22 protein-coding genes and 1 pseudogene are annotated in these 21,500 nt (G+C 73.6%); 8 read left to right on the forward strand and 15 right to left on the reverse strand.

Features of this window, described 5'->3' with window-relative positions; genetic code table 11:
* Positions 1-19 precede the first annotated feature (19 nt).
* From AB0873_RS01800 to AB0873_RS01835, 8 genes are all read right to left on the reverse strand, one after another.
* On the reverse strand, positions 20-1,066 hold the full coding sequence (locus AB0873_RS01800; protein WP_366597994.1) for a DivIVA domain-containing protein: 1,047 nt from the start codon (positions 1,064-1,066) through the stop codon (positions 20-22).
* 31 nt (positions 1,067-1,097) lie between these two features.
* Complete coding sequence (gene rlmN / locus AB0873_RS01805; RefSeq protein WP_366597995.1) at positions 1,098-2,243, reverse strand: 23S rRNA (adenine(2503)-C(2))-methyltransferase RlmN; 1,146 nt, start codon at positions 2,241-2,243, stop codon at positions 1,098-1,100.
* A gap of 104 nt (positions 2,244-2,347) precedes the next feature.
* Positions 2,348-3,658 (reverse strand): phosphatidate cytidylyltransferase, encoded by a 1,311-nt coding sequence (locus tag AB0873_RS01810; RefSeq protein ID WP_366597996.1) that lies wholly within the window; start codon positions 3,656-3,658, stop codon positions 2,348-2,350.
* Between the two features lie 336 nt (positions 3,659-3,994).
* Positions 3,995-4,552, reverse strand: a complete 558-nt coding sequence (frr, locus tag AB0873_RS01815) for a ribosome recycling factor (RefSeq protein WP_366597997.1) — start codon at positions 4,550-4,552, stop codon at positions 3,995-3,997.
* Between the two features lie 67 nt (positions 4,553-4,619).
* Entirely contained in the window at positions 4,620-5,387 is a 768-nt protein-coding gene (pyrH, locus tag AB0873_RS01820) for a UMP kinase (RefSeq protein WP_155333592.1), read from the reverse strand.
* A 213-nt stretch (positions 5,388-5,600) separates the two neighbouring features.
* On the reverse strand, positions 5,601-6,428 hold the full coding sequence (gene tsf / locus AB0873_RS01825; protein ID WP_366597998.1) for a translation elongation factor Ts: 828 nt from the start codon (positions 6,426-6,428) through the stop codon (positions 5,601-5,603).
* A gap of 137 nt (positions 6,429-6,565) precedes the next feature.
* Positions 6,566-7,390: a 30S ribosomal protein S2 gene (rpsB, locus tag AB0873_RS01830; RefSeq protein WP_155333594.1), complete on the reverse strand. Its 825-nt coding sequence runs from the start codon at positions 7,388-7,390 to the stop codon at positions 6,566-6,568.
* 275 nt (positions 7,391-7,665) lie between these two features.
* Positions 7,666-8,628 (reverse strand): hypothetical protein, encoded by a 963-nt coding sequence (locus tag AB0873_RS01835; protein ID WP_366598055.1) that lies wholly within the window; start codon positions 8,626-8,628, stop codon positions 7,666-7,668.
* Between the two features lie 292 nt (positions 8,629-8,920).
* Here AB0873_RS01835 and AB0873_RS01840 point away from each other — a divergent pair, with 292 nt between their 5' ends.
* The 4 genes and pseudogenes from AB0873_RS01840 to AB0873_RS01855 all read left to right on the forward strand — a co-directional run bounded on the left by AB0873_RS01840 (position 8,921) and on the right by AB0873_RS01855 (position 12,235).
* Positions 8,921-9,277 (forward strand): YraN family protein, encoded by a 357-nt coding sequence (locus AB0873_RS01840; protein WP_366597999.1) that lies wholly within the window; start codon positions 8,921-8,923, stop codon positions 9,275-9,277.
* A 108-nt stretch (positions 9,278-9,385) separates the two neighbouring features.
* Positions 9,386-10,419: pseudogene (locus AB0873_RS01845) on the forward strand (ATP-binding protein); the annotation flags it as partial.
* A 111-nt stretch (positions 10,420-10,530) separates the two neighbouring features.
* Complete coding sequence (locus AB0873_RS01850; RefSeq protein WP_366598056.1) at positions 10,531-10,812, forward strand: hypothetical protein; 282 nt, start codon at positions 10,531-10,533, stop codon at positions 10,810-10,812.
* A gap of 163 nt (positions 10,813-10,975) precedes the next feature.
* Positions 10,976-12,235, forward strand: a complete 1,260-nt coding sequence (locus AB0873_RS01855) for a DNA-processing protein DprA (RefSeq protein ID WP_366598000.1) — start codon at positions 10,976-10,978, stop codon at positions 12,233-12,235.
* 100 nt (positions 12,236-12,335) lie between these two features.
* Here AB0873_RS01855 and AB0873_RS01860 read toward each other — a convergent pair whose 3' ends face one another.
* Entirely contained in the window at positions 12,336-12,479 is a 144-nt protein-coding gene (locus tag AB0873_RS01860; RefSeq protein WP_366598001.1) for a hypothetical protein, read from the reverse strand.
* A 506-nt stretch (positions 12,480-12,985) separates the two neighbouring features.
* On the opposite strand from AB0873_RS01860, the gene AB0873_RS01865 reads away from it, so the two are divergent.
* On the forward strand, positions 12,986-13,999 hold the full coding sequence (locus tag AB0873_RS01865; protein ID WP_366598057.1) for a tyrosine-type recombinase/integrase: 1,014 nt from the start codon (positions 12,986-12,988) through the stop codon (positions 13,997-13,999).
* A gap of 212 nt (positions 14,000-14,211) precedes the next feature.
* A complete protein-coding gene (locus AB0873_RS01870; RefSeq protein ID WP_366598002.1) occupies positions 14,212-15,393 on the forward strand; it encodes an aminotransferase class V-fold PLP-dependent enzyme in 1,182 nt (393 codons plus the stop codon).
* A 96-nt stretch (positions 15,394-15,489) separates the two neighbouring features.
* On the opposite strand, the gene AB0873_RS01875 is transcribed toward AB0873_RS01870, so the two are convergent.
* Entirely contained in the window at positions 15,490-16,044 is a 555-nt protein-coding gene (locus AB0873_RS01875; RefSeq protein ID WP_366598003.1) for a M23 family metallopeptidase, read from the reverse strand.
* 154 nt (positions 16,045-16,198) lie between these two features.
* On the opposite strand from AB0873_RS01875, the gene AB0873_RS01880 reads away from it, so the two are divergent.
* A complete protein-coding gene (locus AB0873_RS01880; RefSeq protein WP_366598004.1) occupies positions 16,199-16,828 on the forward strand; it encodes a class I SAM-dependent methyltransferase in 630 nt (209 codons plus the stop codon).
* 207 nt (positions 16,829-17,035) lie between these two features.
* Positions 17,036-18,142, forward strand: a complete 1,107-nt coding sequence (locus tag AB0873_RS01885; protein WP_366598005.1) for a sulfite oxidase — start codon at positions 17,036-17,038, stop codon at positions 18,140-18,142.
* Between the two features lie 64 nt (positions 18,143-18,206).
* Here AB0873_RS01885 and AB0873_RS01890 read toward each other — a convergent pair whose 3' ends face one another.
* From AB0873_RS01890 to lepB (AB0873_RS01910), 5 genes are read right to left on the reverse strand one after another with little or no spacing between them, the layout of a single operon-like run.
* A complete protein-coding gene (locus tag AB0873_RS01890; protein ID WP_007075222.1) occupies positions 18,207-18,530 on the reverse strand; it encodes a DUF2469 domain-containing protein in 324 nt (107 codons plus the stop codon).
* Positions 18,527-19,339: a ribonuclease HII gene (locus AB0873_RS01895; RefSeq protein ID WP_366598006.1), complete on the reverse strand. Its 813-nt coding sequence runs from the start codon at positions 19,337-19,339 to the stop codon at positions 18,527-18,529. The genes AB0873_RS01890 and AB0873_RS01895 overlap by 4 nt, the downstream gene beginning before the upstream one ends.
* Positions 19,333-19,827, reverse strand: a complete 495-nt coding sequence (locus AB0873_RS01900; protein WP_155334377.1) for an NUDIX domain-containing protein — start codon at positions 19,825-19,827, stop codon at positions 19,333-19,335. Before AB0873_RS01900 ends, AB0873_RS01895 begins: the two co-directional genes overlap by 7 nt.
* Positions 19,828-19,885: 58 nt before the next feature.
* Positions 19,886-20,521, reverse strand: a complete 636-nt coding sequence (lepB, locus tag AB0873_RS01905; protein WP_155333612.1) for a signal peptidase I — start codon at positions 20,519-20,521, stop codon at positions 19,886-19,888.
* A 9-nt stretch (positions 20,522-20,530) separates the two neighbouring features.
* Complete coding sequence (gene lepB / locus AB0873_RS01910; protein ID WP_366598007.1) at positions 20,531-21,400, reverse strand: signal peptidase I; 870 nt, start codon at positions 21,398-21,400, stop codon at positions 20,531-20,533.
* Positions 21,401-21,500: the final 100 nt, after the last annotated feature.

The raw sequence follows: 21,500 nt of genomic DNA on the forward strand, positions 1-21,500 counted from the left end.
GCCCTTTCGTCGTACGCGGTCAGCGACCGAGCAGGATGTCCTGCACGTCCTTGAGGGCGGCGTCGACCTCCGCCTCGAAGTATCCGCCCTGCACCAGACCGAAGCGCAGGGTGTCCAGGTCGCGGGGGTTCACCGGCATCGCGTTCCGCCCCTGCATCCCGCCGAGCAGGCTCTCGAAGAACCGGTCCACCTGGTCCGGGTCGTACCCGCTGCCGAAGCGGCGCACCTGGAAGCTGCGGCGGATCTGGTCGACCCGGTACAGGTCACTGCCGGGCGGGCCGGCCATCGGTGGGCCGGCCATCGCGGGCGGGCCGGGAACCGCCGGCGGACCACCGAAGCCCGGCTGCGGCTGCGCGGGCGGGCCGCCCATGCCGCGGCCCCGGTCCGGCATGCGGATCTCGGCGGTCATGTCGGTGCGTCCGTGCCGGCCGGCCTCGAAGCCGTCGAAACGCTCGTCCGGGCCGTAGCCACCCGGACCGGAGTCCGGGCCGTAGCCGCCCGGACCGGAGTCCGGGCCGTAGCCACCCGACCCCGGGGGCAGACCGCGGGGCGGCGCGCCGTGACCCATCTGGGCGCCCGGGCCACCACGGGGCGGCTCGTAGCCGCCGCGGGGCGCGTCGTAGCCGCCGGCGAAGGCACCGGTGGGCTCGTCGTACCGGCCGTAGCGGTCGGGCGGGCCGGGCTGCGCCGGCATGACGCGGGGGGGCATCGGCTGCGCCACCGGGGACATGCCGCGCTCGTCGCGCATCGGCGGGCCCATCCGCTCCGGCGGGCCGAGCCGGTCCGGCAGGCGGGAGTCACCGCCACGGCCGCCCAGGCCGCCGCGCTCCTCCAGGTCGGCGAGCTGCCGCTCGACCCGGTCGAGGTGCAGGTCGACCTGCCACTCGTCGTAGCCGTTGAACCGGACCCGGAAGACGACGTCGTGGACCTCCTGCGAGGACACGGGCGCGCCGACCGGCTGCCCGGCCAGCGTGGCCTCGACGCGGTCGAGGAAGGCGTCCACCTCGTCGACCTTGTATCCCCGGCGCAGCGCCTTGCGCCGGAAACGCTGACCCTGACTCGCCACTATGTCTCCTGGTCTCGTTCGCTACGCCCGGTCACGGTGTCTCCCCGGTCCCAACGGTCTCACTGCCCTCCGCGGCGGCGAGCTGACCACACGCCCCGTCGATCTCGCGACCTCGGGTGTCCCGCACCGTCGTGGACACTCCGGCGTCGCGCAACCGCCGGACGAACTCCCGCTCCACCGGCTTCGGGCTCGCATCCCAGCGGCTGCCCGGAGTGGGGTTGAGCGGGATCAGGTTCACGTGGGCCAACTTGCCGGCCAGCAGCCGCCCGAGCAGATCGGCTCTCCACGGCTGGTCGTTCACGTCCTTGATCATCGCGTATTCGATCGACACACGACGTCCCGTGCGGGCCGCGTACTCCCAGGCCGCCTCCAGCACCTCGGACACCTTCCAGCGCTGGTTCACGGGCACGAGTTCGTCGCGCAGCTCATCATCGGGGGCGTGCAGCGACAAAGCAAGGGTCACTGAGAGGTCTTCGCTGGCCAGTCGGCGGATGGCCGGCACCAGCCCGACCGTGGAAACGGTGATGTGCCGCTGGGAGAGCCCCAGCCCCTCGGGGGCCGGTGCGACCAGGCGCCGGATCGCGGCCACGACCCGGTTGTAGTTGGCCAGCGGCTCACCCATTCCCATGAACACGACGTGCGACAGCCTCGGCGGGGACCCGGCCACCGCACCGGAGGCGGCCATGCCCGCCAGGTAGACCGCCTGGTCCACGATCTCGGCGGTGGAGAGGTTGCGGGTCAACCCGGCCTGGCCGGTCGCGCAGAACGGGCACGCCATCCCGCAGCCGGCCTGGCTGGAGATGCAGACCGTGACCCGGTCCGGGTAGCCCATGAGCACGCTCTCGACGAGCGAGCCGTCGTGCAGCCGCCAGAGTGCCTTGCGGGTCGCCCCGTCGTCGCACGCCAGCTCCCGCACCGGCGTCAGCAGCGTGGGCAGCAGCCGTTCGGCCAGCTTGTCACGGGTCGCGGCCGGCAGGTCGGTCATCTGCCGGGGGTCGCGCACCAGGCGCCCAAAGTAGTGGGTGGAGACCTGCCGGGCCCGGAACCGGGGCTCCCCCAGCTCGGCGACCAGTGCCTGGCGGCCGGCGAGGTCGAGGTCGGCGAGGTGCTGCGGGGGCATCGCCGCCCGGCGTGCGGGGGCGTCGAGGTTGACCGGGGTCAGGGGCAGGCTCGTCATGTCGCGTCCAGTCTGTCACGGCCGGCGCGGGACGCACCCGTCCGGAGGTGCCGAATCGAGCCGGACCGCACGGACGGAAGCACCTGCGGAGGGTGATTCACGACTCAACCAGCCATCGGAACGAGGACCGCCAGCAGCAGGTACGCCGTCGGGACGGCGAACAGGATCGAGTCGAGCCGGTCCATCAGGCCGCCGTGCCCCGGCAACAGGTTGCTCATGTCCTTCACGCCGAGGTCACGTTTGACCATGGACTCGGCCAGGTCGCCGAGCACGGCCGCGGCGGAGACCGCCACCCCGAACAGGGCGCCCCACCAGGGGCGGACGTCGAAGAGCAGCCAGAGCAGCACCGCGCTGCCGAGCGCCGCCGCGCCGACCGACCCGGCCAGGCCCTCCCAGGACTTCTTCGGGCTGATCGTGGGGGCCATCGGGTGCTTGCCGAAGTTGGCGCCGGCCGCGTACCCGCCCGTGTCGGAGAGCACCACGGCGACCAGGGTCGCCAGCACCCGCAGCGAGCCGTCGTCCGGCACCGCGGCCAGCAGCGCCGCGAAACCGCCGAGGAACGGCACGTAGACCGCGATGAGCGTGGCGGCGGTGACGTCCCGCCGGAACCCGGCCGGCCCGTCCCCGAGGCGCCACACGACCGAGCCCAGTACGGTGACGGCCAGACCGAGGGTCAGCGCGTCGGGGCCGGCGAACCAGGCCAGCCCCACGGTGAGCACGGCGCCGGCGATCAGCGGGACCAGCGGCGGGCGGGCGTCGGCCCGCCCGGCCGCCCGGGCCATCTCCCAGCTGCCGATCGCCACCGCGCCGGCGACGACCAGCAGGAACGCCGGCGGGTAGAGGAACAGTGGCACGAGGATGAGCGCGCCGAGGGCGACGCCCACCCCGATGGCCGCGGGCAGGTTGCGGCCGGCCTTGCCCGACGACGCCGCCGGGGCCCCGGACCCGCCCGCCCGGCGCCGACCCGGCTGGCGCCGACCCGGCGGCTCCGAACCGGCCGGGGCCGGCTCGTCCCGGACCGGGGCGAGCTGCGTGGTGGGGTACTCCGACACCGGGGGCGCCTCGTCCCGGACGGGTTCCAGCTGCGCGGTCGGGTACTCCGGATCGTCACCGGCGGGGCCGTGGCGCCCGTTTCGGCCGTTCACCGGGCCGGGCCGGCCCCCGTACGCCGGGTCACCCGCGCCGGAAGGCCCGTGGAAGGGCCGGGCAGGGTCGCGGTCGTCGTACCCGGGATACGTCCCGGCGGGATCGGTCGAGGGCCGGGTGCGCGGGTCGGCGTGGAGGTCGGGAGCGACAGCGGGCCGCCGCGCCCAGGGGCCGGGCTCGACGTCGTGGTCGGGCCAGGGCAGGTTGGGCCGGTCCGGCCGGTCCCAGCCGCGAGGGTCGGCGCTGCCGTAGGGGTCGACGTGGGACATCACGCACCGCGCGGACGTGGTGCGAGACCGACGACCAGACGCACAACCACAACCATCCCCTACCCGAGTGACTTTCCCGTCGGTTGACCAGCACGTCGGCCGGCCGATCCCCGCAGTTCACCGCGCGGTGGCCCGGGAATCGTGCCGAGCCTACTGCACCCGTCGCCGGGCCACTCGGGACCGCTGCCGGCGGACGGCACGGGCAGATGGCGCGGGCGGACGGTGCTCCACTGCCGCCGGACGGGCAGCGCGCGGTGCCCAAACGGTCGTGGCACCGGCATACCGCCGCCCACGAGGGCGTGCGCCGGTGCCACGTCGCCGTTCGGGCGGCCGGGGTCAGACCTCCAGCAGCTCGGCTTCCTTGTGCTTGACCAGCTCGTCAACGGTGGCGACGAAGCGATGGGTCAGGTCGTCCAGCTCCTTCTCGGCGCGACGTCCCTCGTCCTCGCCGACCTCGCCGTCCTTGACCAGCCGGTCCAGCTCCTCCTTGGCCTTGCGGCGGATGTTGCGGACGGCGACCTTGGCCTCCTCACCCTTGTGCCGGGCCACCTTGATCATCTCGCGGCGGCGCTCCTCGGTCATCTGCGGGAGCAGGATGCGCAGCTGGTTGCCCTCGTTGTTCGGGTTGACGCCGAGGTCGGAGTCGCGGATCGCCTTCTCCATGGCGTTGATCTGCGTGTTGTCGTACGGCTTGATGATGACCATCCGCGGCTCGGGCACGCCGATGGACGCCATCTGCGGCAGCGGGGTCGGGCTGCCGTAGTAGTCGATAATGATCTTGGAGAACATGGCGGCGTTGGCGCGGCCGGTACGGATGGCGCCGAACTCCTCCTTGGCGTGCTCGATGGCACGCTCCATCTTCTCCTCGGCCTCGAGGAGGGTGTCGTCGATCACCGGTCTCCTCGCCTCCTTCTGTGCTCGTCGTGGCTGGTCGTGTCGGAGGACCGTTGAGGTCGGCTGCTCAGGTGGTGATCAGGGTGCCGATCTTGTCGCCACCCACGGCCCGGATGATGGTGTCGTCGCCCTGGGCGCCGAAGACCAGCATCGGCAGGCCGTTCTCCATGCAGAGGCTGAAGGCGGCGGCGTCGGCCACCCGCAGGTTGCGGCGGAGCACCTCGGAGAAGGTGATCGAGTCGAACTTGCTGGCGGTCGGGTCGATGCGCGGGTCGGCCGTGTAGACGCCGTCCACGCCGTTCTTGCTCATCAGCACCACGTCGGCCCGGATCTCCAGGGCACGCTGGGCGGCGACGGTGTCGGTGGAGAAGTACGGCATGCCGGCGCCGGCACCGAAGATCACCACGCGGCCCTTCTCGAGGTGCCGGATGGCGCGCAGCGGAATGTACGGCTCGGCGACCTGGGCCATCGTGATGGCGCTCTGCACCCGCGTCTCGATGCCCTCCTTCTCCAGGAAGTCCTGGAGGGCGAGGCAGTTCATCACCGTGCCGAGCATGCCCATGTAGTCGGCCCGCGCCCGGTCCATGCCGCGCTTCTGCAACTCCGCGCCGCGGAAGAAGTTGCCACCACCGACCACGACGGAGACCTGCACCCCGCGCCGGACCACTGTGGCGATCTGCCGGGCGATGGCCTGGACGACGTCCGGGTCGACACCGATCGCCCCTCCGCCGAACACCTCACCGGAGAGCTTCAGCACCACCCGGCGGGCCCGACCGGGAGGTGGCGCCGTCGGATCCTCCGCCGCCAGGCTCCGGTCACTAACAACCTGCGTCATCCGCCCCGCCCTTCCCCATGCGGCGCCCCGCGCCGCGTACCGCGAAACTGCCGTGACCGACCCTAGGGCCCACGTCGAGGTCGCAGCCCGGCCGCGCCGGGACCTCGCCACAGACCCTATGTGACGAGGAGGCCGCGGTGCCTGACACGTACACCGGCGACCTCCTCGTCCACGTTCCCTTCCGCGGGCGTCTTCACGCGCCCACGGAGCGGCTCAGGCCTGGCCGACCTCGAACCGGACGAACCGGGTGATCTCGATGCCGGCCTCGGCCAGCACCTGCCGCACCGTCTTCTTGTTGTCCGTGACCGACGCCTGCTCCAGCAGGACGAAGTCCTTGAAGAAGGAGTTGACCCGGCCCTCGACGATCTTCGGCAGCGCCGCCTCGGGCTTGTTCTCCTCACGGGCGGTCTGCTCGGCGATGCGCCGCTCGGACTCGACGACCTCGGCCGGCACCTCGTCACGCGTGAGGTACTGCGGCCGCATGGCGGCGATCTGCATGGCCGCGCCGCGCGCGTCGGCGTCGCCCGCCTCGTCGGTCTTGCCGGCGTACTGCACCAGCACGCCGACCGCCGGCGGCAGGTCCTGCGCCTTGCGGTGCAGGTAGACCGCAACGGTGCCGTCCAGCTTGGCGAACCGGTTGAGCACCAGCTTCTCGCCGATCTTGGCGGACCGCTCCTGGACCAGGTCGGCGACGGTCTTCCCGTCGATCTCGGAGGCCAGCAGCTCCGCGGCGTTGCTCACGCCGCTGCGCTCGCCGTGCTCGACCAGCTGCTGGGCCAGCGCGATGAAGCTGTCGTTCTTGGCGACGAAGTCGGTCTCGCAGTTGAGCTCCAGCAGGGCCTTGCCGGAGTGCGCGACGAGGCCGTTCGCGGCGGTCCGGCCGGCCCGCTTGCCGACGTCCTTCGCGCCCTTGACGCGCAGGATCTCGACGGCCTTGTCGAAGTCGCCCTCGGCCTCGGTCAGCGCCTTCTTGCTGTCCATCATGCCGGCGCCGGTCAGGTCGCGGAGCTTCTTGACGTCCGCGGCGGTGAAGTTGGACATGGCTCTCTCTTCGGTGTTGAGACTGCGGGTGGGATGGTCTGAGGTGGCGGTTTACCCGGATCCGGGCGGATTCTGCCCGGACTGCCCGCCGCTCCCCGCCGTCCGGAAGGACCGGACGACGGGACAGCGGCGTACGGTCACTCCGCGGCGGCGGCCGCCGGCTGCTCGTCGGCCTTCTTCGGCTCCTCGAGCAGCTCGCGCTCCCACTCGGCCAGCGGCTCGTCCGAGGCGACACCCGCCTCCGGCTTCTCATCGGTGCCCCGACGACGGCCGGAACGGGCGATCAGGCCGTCGGCGACGGCGGCGGCCACGACCTTGGTCAGCAGCTCGGCCGACCGGATCGCGTCGTCGTTGCCCGGGATCGGGTAGTCGACCTCGTCCGGGTCGCAGTTGGTGTCGAGCACCGCGATGACCGGAATGCCCAGCTTGCGGGCCTCGTCGACGGCGATGTGCTCCTTCTTGGTGTCGACCACCCAGATCGCGGCCGGGAGCTTCTGCATGTCCCGCAGACCGCCGAGGGTGCGGGACAGCTTCTCCTTCTCGCGGGAGAGCTGCAGGGTCTCCTTCTTGGTGTAACCGGCGGCGGTGCCGCTCAGGTCACCCAGGGCCTCCAGCTCCTTCATCCGCTGGAGCCGCTTGTACACCGTCTGGAAGTTGGTCAGCATGCCACCGAGCCAGCGGTGGTTGACGTACGGCTGGCCGACCCGCGTCGCCTGCTCGGCGATCGCCTCCTGGGCCTGCTTCTTGGTGCCGACGAAGAGGATCGAGCCGCCCTCGGCGACCGTCCCGCGCACGAAGTCGTACGCCTTCTCGATGTAGTCGAGGGTCTGGCGCAGGTCGATGATGTAGATACCGTTGCGCTCGGTGAAGATGAAGCGCTTCATCTTCGGGTTCCAGCGCCGGGTCTGGTGCCCGAAGTGGACACCGCTCTCCAGCAGCTGACGCATGGTCACGACGGCCATGGTTGGGTACTCCTTGCGTCCCTGGTTGTCACGCCCGGCCGGCGGCCGGGCGTCCTGGCGCCCGGTCGCCGGCCAGGGTGGGCCCGACCAAGATCGGGACCAGGGAGGCCGCCGCCCCACGACGAACCGTGGAGAGGGCGCGCGAGGTCGACCGCGCAAGGCGGTCGCCAGTCGACCAGTGTACGCCCCTCCCCCACCACCCCGTCCCCGGGAGTAAGGAAGGGCCCCTTCTTAACGCCTGACGTTGTGGAAGGGTCCCCTGTCAACAGCCGGGGTCAGCCGACCGCGAGCGCCGCCGCGACGAAGAGCACCAGGCCGACGGTCAGGTAGGCGGTCGGCGGGCGCAGCCAGCCCCGGCTCCCGTCAGCCAGCGAGAGCCCACCGGTCCGCAGCCCGTACAGGCCCATCGCGAAGATCGGCAGGCCGCAGACCAGGAACGTCCCGGCCACCACGTTCGCCCCCGAGACCGGGTCGCCGGTCACCCCGGTGAGCAGCACCCGCAGCGCCGGCACCTCGAAGACCAGTACCAGCACCGCGAAGAGGGCCGCCAGCGCCGGGCGGCGGGTCCGGTAGACCCCGTCGCCGGCCGCGGGGGCGATCACCGTACCGGGCGCGAGGTCGTTCCGCGGTCCGACCGGCGGCATCGGCCCCGTCGGCATCTCCAGCGGGTGCGGCGCCTCGGCCGCGGGGCGGCCGGGCTCCGTGACCGGGCGGCCGGGCTCGACGACCGGGTACCCGCTCAGTCCCGCCGGCCGGGCGGTGTCGGCGACCGGGCCGGCACCGGCCAGCGCATCGGCGCTGGAGGACGTCAACGGATCACGCCCCTCCCGCGACCGCCGGCCGGTGGGCAGCTCACCGGAGACCTCCGGGTCGCTGTCGGCCCGCCGCGACCGACTCGACCGGTATCCCTCGGTCTCCGCCGGCCTGTCCCCGTACGCGCTTACGGCACCGAAACGCCCCGAGTCGTCCTCGCCGATCCGGAACGCCCCGGAGTCCTCCGGGTTGGGGAAGCCTCCCCGGCCGGCCCCTGCCCCCTCCCCGTAGCGGGCATCCGCGCCGCCCTGCTCGGGGACGCGGAGGTCCTCCTCGCGGTAGCGGCTCTCGCCCGCGCCACGCCAGGTCGGCTCCCCGTACCCCCGCTCCCGGTCACCGGGGTACCAACGCGACTCCTGATCTTCGGAATAGCTCCGTCGTCCATCCACGTCGGCACCGTATGCGACCGGCTGCTCGGGCGCCATTTCGCCGGCCCCCACCTCACCAGGGCACGGTGGCGAAGCGTGCGGCTACACCCGTCGTGGCCGAGTGGTAGCCGGTCCAACTCCGCCGCGCGGTCCGCCCGTAGATCGTCGTGCCGGGCCTACCGTGGCGCGGTCGACGGCCCTTCGCCCGCTGACGTCTGACCTGCGGCGACCGGCGTCGCCATAGCACGCCGAGGGCATGATCGTCCGGTCGTCCACAGGGGATCTCGTTGTCCACAGATCGGCGGGCCGGGGCGGCGGCGGGTACCGGGTCCCGGGCACCGTGCCGGGCATGAGCAGACGGAACCAGGCGGTCGGCGCGTACGGGGAGCGCTGTGCCGTACGGCATCTGATCGGGGCGGGCCTGCGGCCCGTGGCCCGCAACTGGCGCTGCCCCCGCGGCGAGATCGACATCATCGCCTGGGACGGGCCGGTGCTGGCGTTCTGCGAGGTGAAGACGCGGCGTACCGACGACTTCGGTACGCCGGCCGAAGCCGTCGTCCCGGCCAAGGCGCGCCGGCTGCGCGGCCTCGCGGCCCGCTGGCTCGCCGAGACCGGCACGACCGCCCAGGAGGTGCGGTTCGACGTGGTCGCGGTCCGCCTCTCCGGCGGCCCGCCCCACGTCGAGCACGTGAAGGGGGCGTTCTGAGATGGGGGTACGCCGGTGAGCTACGCCCGGGTGCTGTGCGTGGGTCTGGTCGGTGTCACCGGGCACGTGGTGCAGGTCGAGGCGGATCTCGCGCCCGGCCTGCCCACGGTGGCGATCACCGGCCTGCCGGACACCGCCCTGCACGAGGCACGGGACCGCGTGCGCGCCGCCGTGGTCAACTCGGGCCGTACGTGGCCGAACCGTCGGATCACCATCAACCTGCTTCCGGCGACCCTGCCCAAGTACGGGTCCTCCTTCGACCTGGCCATCGCGGCGGCGGTCCTCGGCAGTGCCGGGGAGTTGCCGCTGCTGCCCCTGGAGCGGGTGGTGGTCCTCGGCGAGCTGGGTCTGGACGGCACCGTCCGCCCGGTCCGCGGAGTCCTGCCGATGGTCGCCGCCGCGGCCCGCGCCGGCCACGACCGGGTGATCGTGCCGGTCGACAACGCGGCCGAGGCGGCGGTGATCCCCGGGGTCCGGGTCCGTGCCGTCGACACGCTGCACCGGTTGGTCACCTTCGTCACCGAGGGGAGCCCGTTGCTGGAGCCGCCGCAGGGCGGCCCGGCCGAGGCGCCGTCCGTACCCGATCTGGCCGATGTGGCCGGTCAGGCCCTGGGGCGTCGCGCCCTGGAGGTGGCCGCCGCCGGTGGGCACCACCTGGCACTGCTGGGGCCGCCGGGTGCGGGCAAGACGATGCTCGCCGAACGGCTCCCGTCGGTGCTCCCCGATTGGACGACGAGGCGGCGATGGAGGTGACCGCACTGCATTCGATCGCGGGCCTGATGCCACCCGGTGGGCAGCTGATCCGTCGGCCTCCCTTCCAGGCTCCGCACCACACCGCGACCGTCCCGGCTCTGGTCGGTGGTGGCTCCGGTCTCGCCCGTCCGGGCGCGGTCTCGCTGGCCCACCGCGGCGTTCTCTTTCTGGACGAAGCTCCCGAGTTCGCCAAGGGCGCGCTGGACGCGCTGCGGCAGCCGCTCGAACACGGCCGGGTCAGGTTGGCGCGATCCCGGGGCTCCGCCGAGTACCCGGCCCACGTCCAGCTCGTCCTGGCCGCCAACCCGTGCCCCTGCGCGAAACCCTCCGGGGACGTCACCTGCGAGTGCTCGCCCCTGACCCGTCGGCGCTACCTGGGCCGGCTCTCCGGCCCGTTGCTCGACCGGATCGACGTGCAGGTCACCGTGCAACCCATCCGCGCTGCCGAACTGACGGAGGTCGCCGGCCCCGGTGAGTCCTCGGCGGCCGTGGCCGCCCGGGTGGCTGCGGCCCGGGCGGCGGCGGCCGCACGCTGGTCGGGCCTCGGCCGTCGAATCAACGCGGAACTGCCCGGCCCGGTGCTGCGTCGCCCGCCGTGGTGCCTACCGGCCCGGGACACGCGGGAGCTGCGTGCCCGGCTCGACGCCGGCTCGCTCTCGGCCCGGGGTTTCGACCGGGTGCTCCGGCTCGCCTGGACCGTCGCCGACCTGGACGGCCGGGACCGCCCGGACGCCGACGACGTCCGCGAGGCGATCGGGCTACGCACCGGGGAGGCGCTGTGAGCACCGGTGCACGCCGTGAGATCCCACCGCGGTTGCGGTCGTCCGGACTCTGCGTCGCCCCCCAGCCGGTCCCCGCCGAGGGACCTGCAGGCAGCAGCTCCGCCAGCCGGCCGTGCCCGACGGCGACCGGACCGGGCCGTTACACGAGGACGGGAGAGGTGACATGACCATCCACCCCGCACCACCCGGCGTACCCCCGTCGGCTGCCGGCCGGGAGGCGGACCAGCTCGCCCGGGTGGCGCTGACCTGGCTCACCGAGCCGGGCACCCGGTCGGTGTTCCACCTGGTCGAGCAGCAGGGCGCGGTCGCCGCGCTCGCCCTGCTGCTGGACGGGGGCGCGCCGGAGCAGGCGCTGCGGGAGGCGGTGACAGCCCGCCTCGCGGCCGGCGACCCTCTGGCGGTGGCCAACGAGGCGCTCGGTCGGGCGGAACGGCTCGGCGCCCGCCTGGTGACGCCGGCCGACCCGGAGTGGCCGGCACCGGTCGGCGACCTGCGCCACCTCGTGCTGGCGGGAGCGACCCGCAAGGTCGACCGGGAGACCGCACCGCCGCTCTGCTTCTGGGTCCGGGGCGCCTGGCCGCTGGGTGAGGCGCTGGACCGGTCGGTCGCGGTGGTGGGGGCGCGCGCCGCCACCGGGTACGGCGTCCACGTGGGCACCGAGCTGGCGTACGGGCTGGCCGAGCGGGGCTGGACGGTGGTCTCCGGCGGGGCGTTCGGCATCGACGCCGCGGCACACCGGGGTGCCCTGAACGCCGGTGGGCTGACCGTCGCAGTGCTGGCATGCGGCCTGGACCGGCCATACCCGGTGGGCAACACCGCCCTCTTCGACCGCATCGCTGAAACCGGGCTGCTGATCAGCGAATGGCCCCCGGGGGCGGAGCCGCTGCGGCCCCGGTTCCTGATCCGTAACCGGGTCATCGCCGCCGCGACGCGCGGCAGTGTCCTCGTGGAGGCGTCGGCGCGCAGCGGCGCCCGGCAGACCGCGCGCCGGGCGTTGGCGCTCGGCCGGCGGACCATGGTCGTACCGGGCCCGGTGACCTCCGTCATGTCGGTCGGGGCGCACGAGCTGCTGCGGGAGGAACCGTACGCGCGGTTGGTCGCAGGCGTGGCGCACGTGCTCGAGGAGGTGGGCCGCATCGGCGGCGACCTCGCACCGCCGGCCCGGGGGCCCGAGCGGCCGACGGACCAGCTCGACGACGACGCGACGGCCGTGCTGGAGTCGATGCCCCGGCGGGGCGTGACCGGTGTCGACGCGGTGGTCGCGAGGTCGGGCGTGGCGGTGCGCACGGCGTTGCGCAAACTGGCCCTGCTGGAGGAACTGGGCCTGGTCGTCGGGCGGGACGGCGGGTACGTGGTCGTCGCGCCACCGCCGCGGCGTTCCGCGTCCGCGCAGGAGGCCGGCGGCGATGCCGGCGGGCCGTGACTGCCGGCGGGCCGTGACTGGCGGCGGGCCCTGACCGTCGGCGTGGTTGCACGTCCCGAAGACGACCGGCGGTGCCGGCGGCCCGTTACTGTCGGCGCGGTCAGTCGCCCTCGAAGCGGATCTCGGTGCCGGGCTCACGCAGGCAGCGCCGGGCCAGCGCGACGACACTGCGGACACGGGCCGCCTCGGCCTCGGATCCCGCCACGTCCGCCAGGCACCGCAGCTCTTCGAGGAGGGTCGGCACCGACCGCGCGTCGAAGGCCCGGTCGCCGACCGGGTCCAGCCCGTCCAGCAGCGGTGTCCGGCCGGCGCCGCGAATCCGTCGAGCAGTCCCAGCAGCGTGTCGTCGTTGTCCGGCACGACACGCACCGGGACGTACGACACACGTCGGCCCGCGGGCAGGGCCCGGTAGAGAACGACATCCAGCCCCACCCCGGTGCCTCCGTCCGTCGCGTCCGAAGCCCTGGCGGACCGCGGGCACGCCGTGCCCGCGGTCCCCGGTGGACACACACCTGTCACTTGACGTGCGTCCATCGGCGACCGCCGGCACCGTCGGCGGCGGATGCACCGACCGTAAGCTGAACGGGTGCGCGCCGACAAGCAGCCCGGAGCCCGACCGGCCGCGGCGGCGACCGACGCGGTCAACCGGGGTGAGGCCGGCCCGGCCACGGTGGGTCCCATCGGGGCTGGCACGTGAGCCGGCGGGACGGCCGGGCGACGCGTGCCCTGCACGCGGCGCTGCCGCCGGCGATGCGCGAGGCGGTGGACGAGTTCGCCAGCCACCTGGCGCAGGTTCGCAACCGCTCGGCCCACACCGTCCGGGCGTACGTCACGGACCTGGTCTCGCTGCTCGACCACGCCGTACGAAGCGGTGGCAGCAGTCCGGCCGATCTCGACCTCGCCGTCGTCCGCAGCTGGCTGGCGAGACAGCGGACGATGGGGGCCGCCCGGTCGACGCTCGCCCGGCGCGCGGCGGCGGCCCGGACCTTCAGTACCTGGGCGCACCGCCGCGGGCTACTGCCGATCGATGTGGCCGCACCCCTGGCCAGCCCTCGGGCGCACCGGGAGCTGCCCACCGTGCTCCGCGCCGACCAGGCCGCCGCCCTCGTCGAGGCCGCCGCGACGGACGCAGGACCGACGGACGCAGGACCGACGAACGCCCACCCGGTGGAGGTGGAGCCGACGGGCGGCGCGGGGCTTGCGACGGCTCACCCGTCCGGCCCTTCCCAGGCCGCCGGTCCCGCGGCCGCCGAGGCCGATCCGGTCCGGCTGCGCGATCTGCTGCTGCTGGAACTGCTCTACGCCACCGGCGTCCGGGTGAGCGAGGTGTGCGGGTTGGACGTAGCGGACGTCGATTCCGGCCGGCGCGTCATCCGCGTGCTGGGCAAGGGCAGCCGGGAGCGCACCGTGCCGTACGGGGTCCCGGCGCAGCGAGCACTCGACGGGTGGCTGCGCCACGGCCGTCCGAGGCTGGTGGGGCCGCACTCGCGGAACGCTCTGCTGCTCGGCGCCCGGGGTGGCCGGCTCAACGCGACGACCGCGCGCCGGATCGTGAGCGGGTACGCGGAGGCCGCCGGGCTGCCCCGGATCAGTCCGCACGGGCTGCGGCACTCCGCCGCCACCCACCTGCTCGAGGGCGGCGCGGACCTGCGGGCGGTGCAGGAACTGCTCGGTCACTCCTCGCTGGCCAGTACACAGATCTACACCCATGTGTCGGTCGAGCGGCTACGCGCCGCCTACCGCCAGGCCCATCCCCGCGCCTGAACAAGCCGCCGCCCACCCGTCGACCCGGCCACCACAGCACTGCTGAGAGCGCCCGCCGGAGAGCGGGCCGCGGACACCACCAGCGGAGAGCGGACCGGCGGACACCACCAGCGGAGAGCGGGCCGTCAGAAACCAACCGGCGGACACCGGCCGGCGGGAAGCCCTCGGCGGAGACCGGCAGCCGGAGATCCACCGACGGTTACGATCATCGGGTGAGCGTTGTGCAGCCGCCCGAGCCGATCCCGGGAGCGCGCATGCTCTTCTCCCTGGACCCGGCGGTGAGCCATCTCAACCACGGCTCGTTCGGTGCCGTGCCGATCGGTGTGCAGCGGGCGCAGCAGCGGCTGCGCGACGAGATGGAGGCGAATCCCCTGCGGTTCTTCACCGCCGGGCTCGTCGACCGCATCACCCACACCCGCCGTCACCTGGCTGCCTTCCTCGGCGCCGACCCGGACGGCACCGCGCTGGTGCCGAACGCCACGACCGGCGTGGCGGTGGTGTTCCAGTCGCTCGGACTGCAACCCGGCGACGAGGTGCTCACCACGGACCACGGGTACGGCGCGGTCGCGCTGTCGATCGCCCGGGAGTGCCGCCGGAACGGGGCGGTCACGCGGGCGTTGCGGGTGCCGCTGGCGGCCACCGACGAGGAGATCCTCCAGATCGTCCGCAGCGGACTGCGTCCCGGACGGACCCGGCTGCTCGTGGTGGACCAGCTCACCTCCCCCACCGCACGGCTGCTCCCGGTCGCCGCCATCGCGGGGGTCGCCCGCGAGCAGGGCGTGCCGATCGTGGTCGACGCCGCCCACGCGCCCGGAATGCTGCCCGCCACCGTGCAGGGCATCGGGGCGGACTTCTGGGTGGGCAACCTGCACAAGTGGGCGTACGCGCCGCGCGGCACAGCCGTACTGGTGGTGGCCCCGCCGTGGCGGGAGCGCATCGAGCCGCTGGTCGTCTCCTGGGAGCAGGAGTCCGGCTTTCCGAGCCGCGTGGAGTGGCAGGCGACGATGGACTACACCCCGTGGCTGGCCGCGCCCGTGGGCGTGTTCACGCTGCGCAGTCTGGGCCTCGACCGGGTTCGCGGGCACAACGCCGCGCTGGCCGCGTACGGGCAGCGGGTGCTGGGGGACGCGCTCGGGGTGCGCCCCGCCGACCTGCCGGACCCCGGCGGGCCGGGGGTCGCCATGCGGATCGTCCCGCTGCCGCCGGGCGTCGCCACCACCCTGGACGCCGCGCGGGCCCTGCGCGCCCGGATCGCCGACCGGTTGGCCGTCGAGGTGGCCGTCAACGCCTGGGACGGGCGGGGCTGGCTGCGGGTGTGCGGGCAGGTGTACAACGCGGCGGTGGAGTACGAGCGGCTCGCCGTGTCGCTTCCACCGCTGCTCGCTCAGCGCTGAGCCCTCCGGCGGCACGTGAAAGCTCAGCCATCCGGCGGCACGTGAAAGCTCAGCCATCCGCGGCACGTGAGGTCCGGGCACGGCAGGTGCGGACGATCACGGCGGCCCGGGGTCCAGCGGCAGGAGCCGGACCGGTCCGCGGCCGACCAGGGCCAGCGGATCGAGGTACACGTCGCCCCGGCGCAGGCCCCAGTGCAGGCACGACGCGGCCGGGCAACCCGGGTGCCCGGCCAGCAGGTGACCGACCGGTCCGCCGGCCGGCACCGGAGCGCCGACCTCGACGGCCGGCCGCACCGGCTCGTACGTGGTCCGCAGGCCGTCGGTGTGCGTCACGGTGACGACCGGTCGGCCGGCGACCATCCCGGCGAAGGTGACCGTGCCGGCACCGGCGGCCCGCACGAGGGTGCCGGGGGCGGCGGCCAGGTCCACGCCCCGGTGGCCGGACAGCCACGGCTGCGGCGGCGGGTCGAAGTGCCGCATCACGCGGGGAGTCCCGGGCAGCGGCCAGCGGAAGGACCCGACCGCCGGCGCCGCGACGTCCTCCACCGGCGTCGAGCCGCGTGCCGACGTGGCGGACGGTACGACCACCAGCAGGACGACCCAGAGCAGGTTGAGGTGCAGCAGGGCGACGAGCCGCCACGGAGGTCTCATGGGAGCAACCCTCCCCGAGCGGCCCGCCGGGTCGCCACCCCACCGCCGGGTCACCTGTGGACGGTGCTACCACTGTGGACAGACCCCGTGCCGGGAGTCGATCTGCTATGCGCCACCGAGCCACCGAGCCACCGAGCCACCCTAGGCTGGGCCGATGACCAAGAACTGGTACGCGTGGCATGACGACTACGGCGATCCCGACTCGCCCCTGTCCCGCCGGCTCGCCGAGGTGCGCCGGCGGGTCGCGGACGCGCTCGACCAGGCCCCGCCCGGCCCGCTGCGTGCGATCAGCCTCTGCGCCGGCCAGGGCCGGGACCTCATCCCCGTGCTGGCGGAACATCCCCGTGGGTCGGACGTGACCGCCCGGCTGGTGGAGCTGGACGCGCGTAACACCGAGGTCGCCCGGTCGGCCGTCGCGTCGGCCGGGCTACCGACGGTCGAGGTGGTCCTCGGCGACGCGGCGCGCACCGACGCGTACGCCGATCTGGCGCCGGCCGATCTGGTCCTGGTCTGCGGCGTCTTCGGCAACATCCCGGAGGCCGACATCCGGGCGACGGTCGGTCACTGCGCCGCACTCTGCGTGACCGGCGGCACCGTCGTGTGGACCCGGCACCGCCGCGACCCGGACCTGGTGCCGACGATCTGCGACTGGTTCGCGGCGGCCGGCTTCGAGCAGGTGGCGGTGAGCGAACCGGCGGACGGCACCGGCGTGGGCGTGCACCGGCTGCGCACGGCACCGCGCCCGCTGCCGGCCGGGGTGACGATGTTCGCGTTCGACCGGTGACACCTGTGCGGCCCGACCGGCGCCGCCGGTCACGGCCGAGGGCCGGTCCGGCCGACAGATGATCGGCCGGGGCCGGCCCCGCTTCCTGTGCCAGAGTCGCTGGCCGGCCTGCGGCCCGGGCGACGACGCGACCGGAAACTTCGGCACAGGACATAGGCTTGTCCCGCGTCACGGCGGTACCGCCGCCGTCCGGGCCGAGGAGAGCAGATGACCACTGTGGACGATGTCAGCCGGCCCTCGCGGCTGGCCGGGCCGGACGAGGCGATCAGCGTCGAGGAGCTCCAGCTCGCCGCCCGTAACCACGGCATCCCGCTCGAGGCGCTGCGTTACGACGTCACCCCGGCCGGGCTGCACTACCTGCTGATCCACTACGACATCCCGGACGTCGACCCGGCCACCCACGTCCTGACCGTCGACGGCGCGGTCGACCGGCCCTTCGCGGTGGGCCTGGCCGAGCTGCGGGAGCGGCCCCGGGTCACCCACCGGGTGACGCTGGAGTGCGCGGGTAACGGGCGTGCGCTGCTGCACCCGCGTCCGGTGAGCCAGCCCTGGCTGGTCGAGGCCGTCGGCAACGCGGAGTGGACGGGCACACCGCTCGCGCCGCTGCTGCGGGAGGCCGGGGTCGCCGCCGACGCGGTCGACGTGGTCTTCACCGGCGCCGATCACGGGGTGGAGCGCGGCGTCGAGCAGGACTACCAGCGGGCTCTGCCGGTCGCGGAGGCGCTGCGCGAGGAGGTGTTGCTGGCGTACGAGATGAACGGTGCTCCCCTGCTGCCGCAGCATGGTGCGCCGCTCCGCCTGATCGTGCCCGGCTGGTACGGGATGGCGCACGTGAAGTGGCTGCGCCGGATCGACGTGCGGACCACCCCGTTCGACGGCTACCAGAACGCGGTCGCCTACCGGCTGCGGCAGGACGCCGCCGATCCGGGGGTGCCGGTGACCCGGATCGAACCGCGCGCCCTGGTCCGCCCTCCGGGCTTTCCGGACTTCATGTCCCGCACCCGCGTGCTCCGCCCGGGGCCGTGCACGCTGGACGGTCGGGCCTGGTCGGGTCACGCCCCGGTGATGTCCGTCGAGGTGACCACCGACGGGGGTGCCACCTGGACGCCCGCGAAGCTGGACGAGCACACGGGCGGGCCGTACGCCTGGCGGCGCTGGCACCACGAGTGGGCGGCGACTCCGGGACGGTACGTGCTGAGCGCCCGCGCCACGGACGCCTCGGGCCGGACCCAGCCGGTGGAGCAGCCGTGGAACCGGGGCGGCTTCGCGAACAACCTCGTTCAGCGGGTCGAGGTCGTGGTGCTGGCGGGATGACGGGCACGGCGGTGGGGGGCCGTGGTGTGTCGGCCGGCGGGAGGGCCGCCGGGACCGGGGAGGGTCAGCCGCCGAAGCCGGAGTCGGCGGGCAGGGAGATGTCGGGCTTCTCCAGCTCCTCCACGTTGACGTCCTTGAACGTCATCACCCGGACATTCTTGACGAACCGGGCAGGACGGTACATGTCCCACACCCAGGCGTCGTGCATCTCGACCTCGAAGTACACCTCGCCGTCCGAGTTGCGCACGTGGAGGTCGACCTGGTTCGCCAGGTAGAAGCGGCGTTCGGTCTCCACCACGTAGGAGAACTGGCGGACAATGTCGCGGTACTCCCGGTAGAGCTGCAGCTCCATCTCTGTCTCGTACTTTTCGAGATCTTCCGCGCTCATCCCTCTCCGCCTTCCATGACCACATCTTCCCCCACCGGCGCCGAGGGCCGAGGCCGCTCGCCCAACGCCACGCCGACGGTACCCCCTGGCGCGCCCAAGCGCTCCATCGGCTCGTCCGGCCTTGCGCCCAATGGTCGACGTGCCCGGGGCGGGGCGTCGTGCCGGCCCGACACCGCCGCGACATTCACGTACGAGAACCGGTGCTCCGCGCAGGGGCCGCGCTCGCGCAGCGCCGCCGAGTGCTCGGGGGTGATGTAACCCTTGTGCTCGGCGAAGCCGTAACCGGGAAACGTCCCGTCCAGCTCGACCATCATCCGGTCCCGGGTGACCTTGGCCAGCACGCTCGCCGCCGCCACGCAGGCCGCCACCCGGTCACCCTTCCACACCGCCAGGCCCGGCACGTCCAGGCCGTCCACGCCGAAGCCGTCGGTGAGCACGTACTCCGGCGGGGTGGTGAGCGAGGCGAGCGCCCGGCGCATCGCGGCGAGGTTGCACACGTGCAGCCCGCGGGCGTCCACCTCCGCCGCCGGGATCACCACCACGGAGTACGCCAGGGCGCGGGCGACCACCTCCTCGTACACCCGCTCCCGGCTGGCCGGGGTGAGCAGCTTGGAGTCGGCGAGGCCCTCGATCTCGCCGCGCCGCCCCTCGGGCAGGATCGCGGCGGCCGCCACCAGTGGGCCGGCGCAGGCGCCGCGGCCGGCCTCGTCGGCGCCGGCGACGTGCCGGAAGCCGCGCCGCTGGAGAGCGCGCTCCAGCGCGTACAGGCCGCCCTCCCGGCGGACGACGGTGCGCGGCGGCGTCAGCACGGCCCACCGCCCGGGACGCCAGCGGCACCGGACGCGGTGGACAGCGCCCGCGTCAGCACGGCCGGCAGGTCCGGCGGGTAGTAGCGCTCACCACTGGCCGCCAGATCCCGCGGGAACCACCAGCGGTGCCCGACGACGCTGGCCCGCTCGACGGCGTCGAAACCTCCCGTGTCGACCTCCCAGGCGGCCACCCGGACCAGGAAGAACTCCTGCTCCTGCCGGTACCAGACGCCGTCGAACGGGAACTCGACCGTCTCCGACCAGACCGGCTCGCCCAACTCGCCGGGCGTGAGCCGCAGGCCCGTCTCCTCGGCCAGCTCGCGGGCGGCGCCGGCCGCGGGGCTCTCCCCGGGGTCGAGCCCTCCCCCGGGCGTGAACCAGTACCGGTGCCCGGGCCGGGCCGGGTCGCTGCCATGGAACAGCAGGAGACGCCCGGCCCCGTCCACGAGCAGCACCCGGGCCGCGCGACGAGGGGTGTAGACGGTCACCGCCCCAGCCTGCCAGACGCCGCCGACAACGCCCACGCCCCCACGGTCGCCGGCCAGGTCAGGAACTGGGGATGACGTCGAACTGCTCCGGCACGCTCAGCCAGCCGGCCCGGTCGAGCGGCCAGAACACCGTGAAGGCACGGCCCACGACCTCGTCCTCGGGAATGGTCGCCTCGTTGATGTCCTGCCCGGACTGCTGCCAGTGCTGCAACGAGTCCCCCGACGCGGACCGGTGGTCACCCATGACCCAGAGCCGCCCCTCCGGGACGGTGACGTCGAACTCCTGGTCGGCGGGCTTGTCCCGCTCGCCGTCCGAGGCGAACAGGTACGGCTCGTCCAGCGGAATGCCGTTGATCGTGATCCGACCCTGCTCGTCACAGCAGACCACCCGGTCCCCGCCGACGCCGATGACGCGCTTGATGAAGTCCTCGCCGTCCGGGTTGCCGCTCCACGCCGTGGGCGCCTTGAAGACGATCACCTCGCCCCGGTGCGGCGACCGGAAGTCGTACACCAGCTTGTTGACCAGCACCCGATCGTCGATCTGCAGGGTGTTCTCCATCGACGGCGAGGGGATGAAGAAGGTCTGCAGCACGAAGGCTCGCACCAGCACCGCGACCAGGATCGCCACGCCGAGGAGAATCGGCAGCTCCTTCCAGAAGGAGCTGCGGGGCTTGTCGGTCTGCTCGTCAATCACGCAAGGAGCCTACGTTGCCCGGCTGAACGGCACCGTCCGGAACGCGCGAGAACGGAGCAGAGCCGCCGAGAGCGGGAGCAGCAGCACCACACCGCCGTCCGGGGTGGGTCGTACGGGCGCCCGGCCGGTCGACACGCTGGCCGGACCCGGGACGTTCGCGAAGGTCCCGGGAACGGAGAGCGAACTCCACCGCGACGACGGCCACACCACGCCGAAGGCCCGGCCGACCACGTTGTCGATCGGCACCGGCCCCTGGCATCGGGCGTCCTGGGACACCAACCGGTGGTCGCCCATGACGAAGATCTGCCCGGGCGGGACCACGATCTCCTCGAAGCGGCGGGAGCGGCACTCGCGCGGGTTCGGCGGGACGTCCAGCGGCGAGTCACGGACGACGTACGGCTCGTCCAGCGGCGTGCCGTTGACCAGCACCCGGCCCTGCGCGTCACAGCAGCTCACCCGGTCACCGGGCAGGCCGATGACGCGCTTGATGAAGTCCTTCTCGCCGGGCCGGGTCACCCCCACCAGGTCGCCGACGGTGGCGCCGAGCTTGCCCACGAAGCCGGGCTCGGGCTGCCCGTCGACCTGCGGAGCCCAGCGGTCGGTGCCCCGGAAGACGACGACCTCGCCGCGCACCGGGTCCCGTACGTCGTAGACGACCTTGTTGACCAGCACCCGGTCACCGACGAGGAGCGTGTCCTCCATCGAGCCGGACGGGATGAAGAAGGCCTGGAGCAGGAACGTGCGGATCAGCACCGCGAGGCAGAAGGCGACGATCAGCAGCAGCGGCAACTCCTGCCAGAGCGGCATCTGCCGGCGCGTGCGGCGGGTCCGTCGACGCCACGGATCGACCGCGCCGTCCTCGTTGACCGTCTGCACCACGCCACTCTCCGGTCCGCAGAAATGACACTACCGCCCGGGAACCTCGTCGAGGTTCCCCGGGCGGCAGTGGACGTCCACCCCACCGCGGGGTGGGGGCCGC

Source organism: Micromonospora sp. NPDC047707, from assembly GCF_040704235.1.
Classification (GTDB): domain Bacteria; phylum Actinomycetota; class Actinomycetes; order Mycobacteriales; family Micromonosporaceae; genus Micromonospora.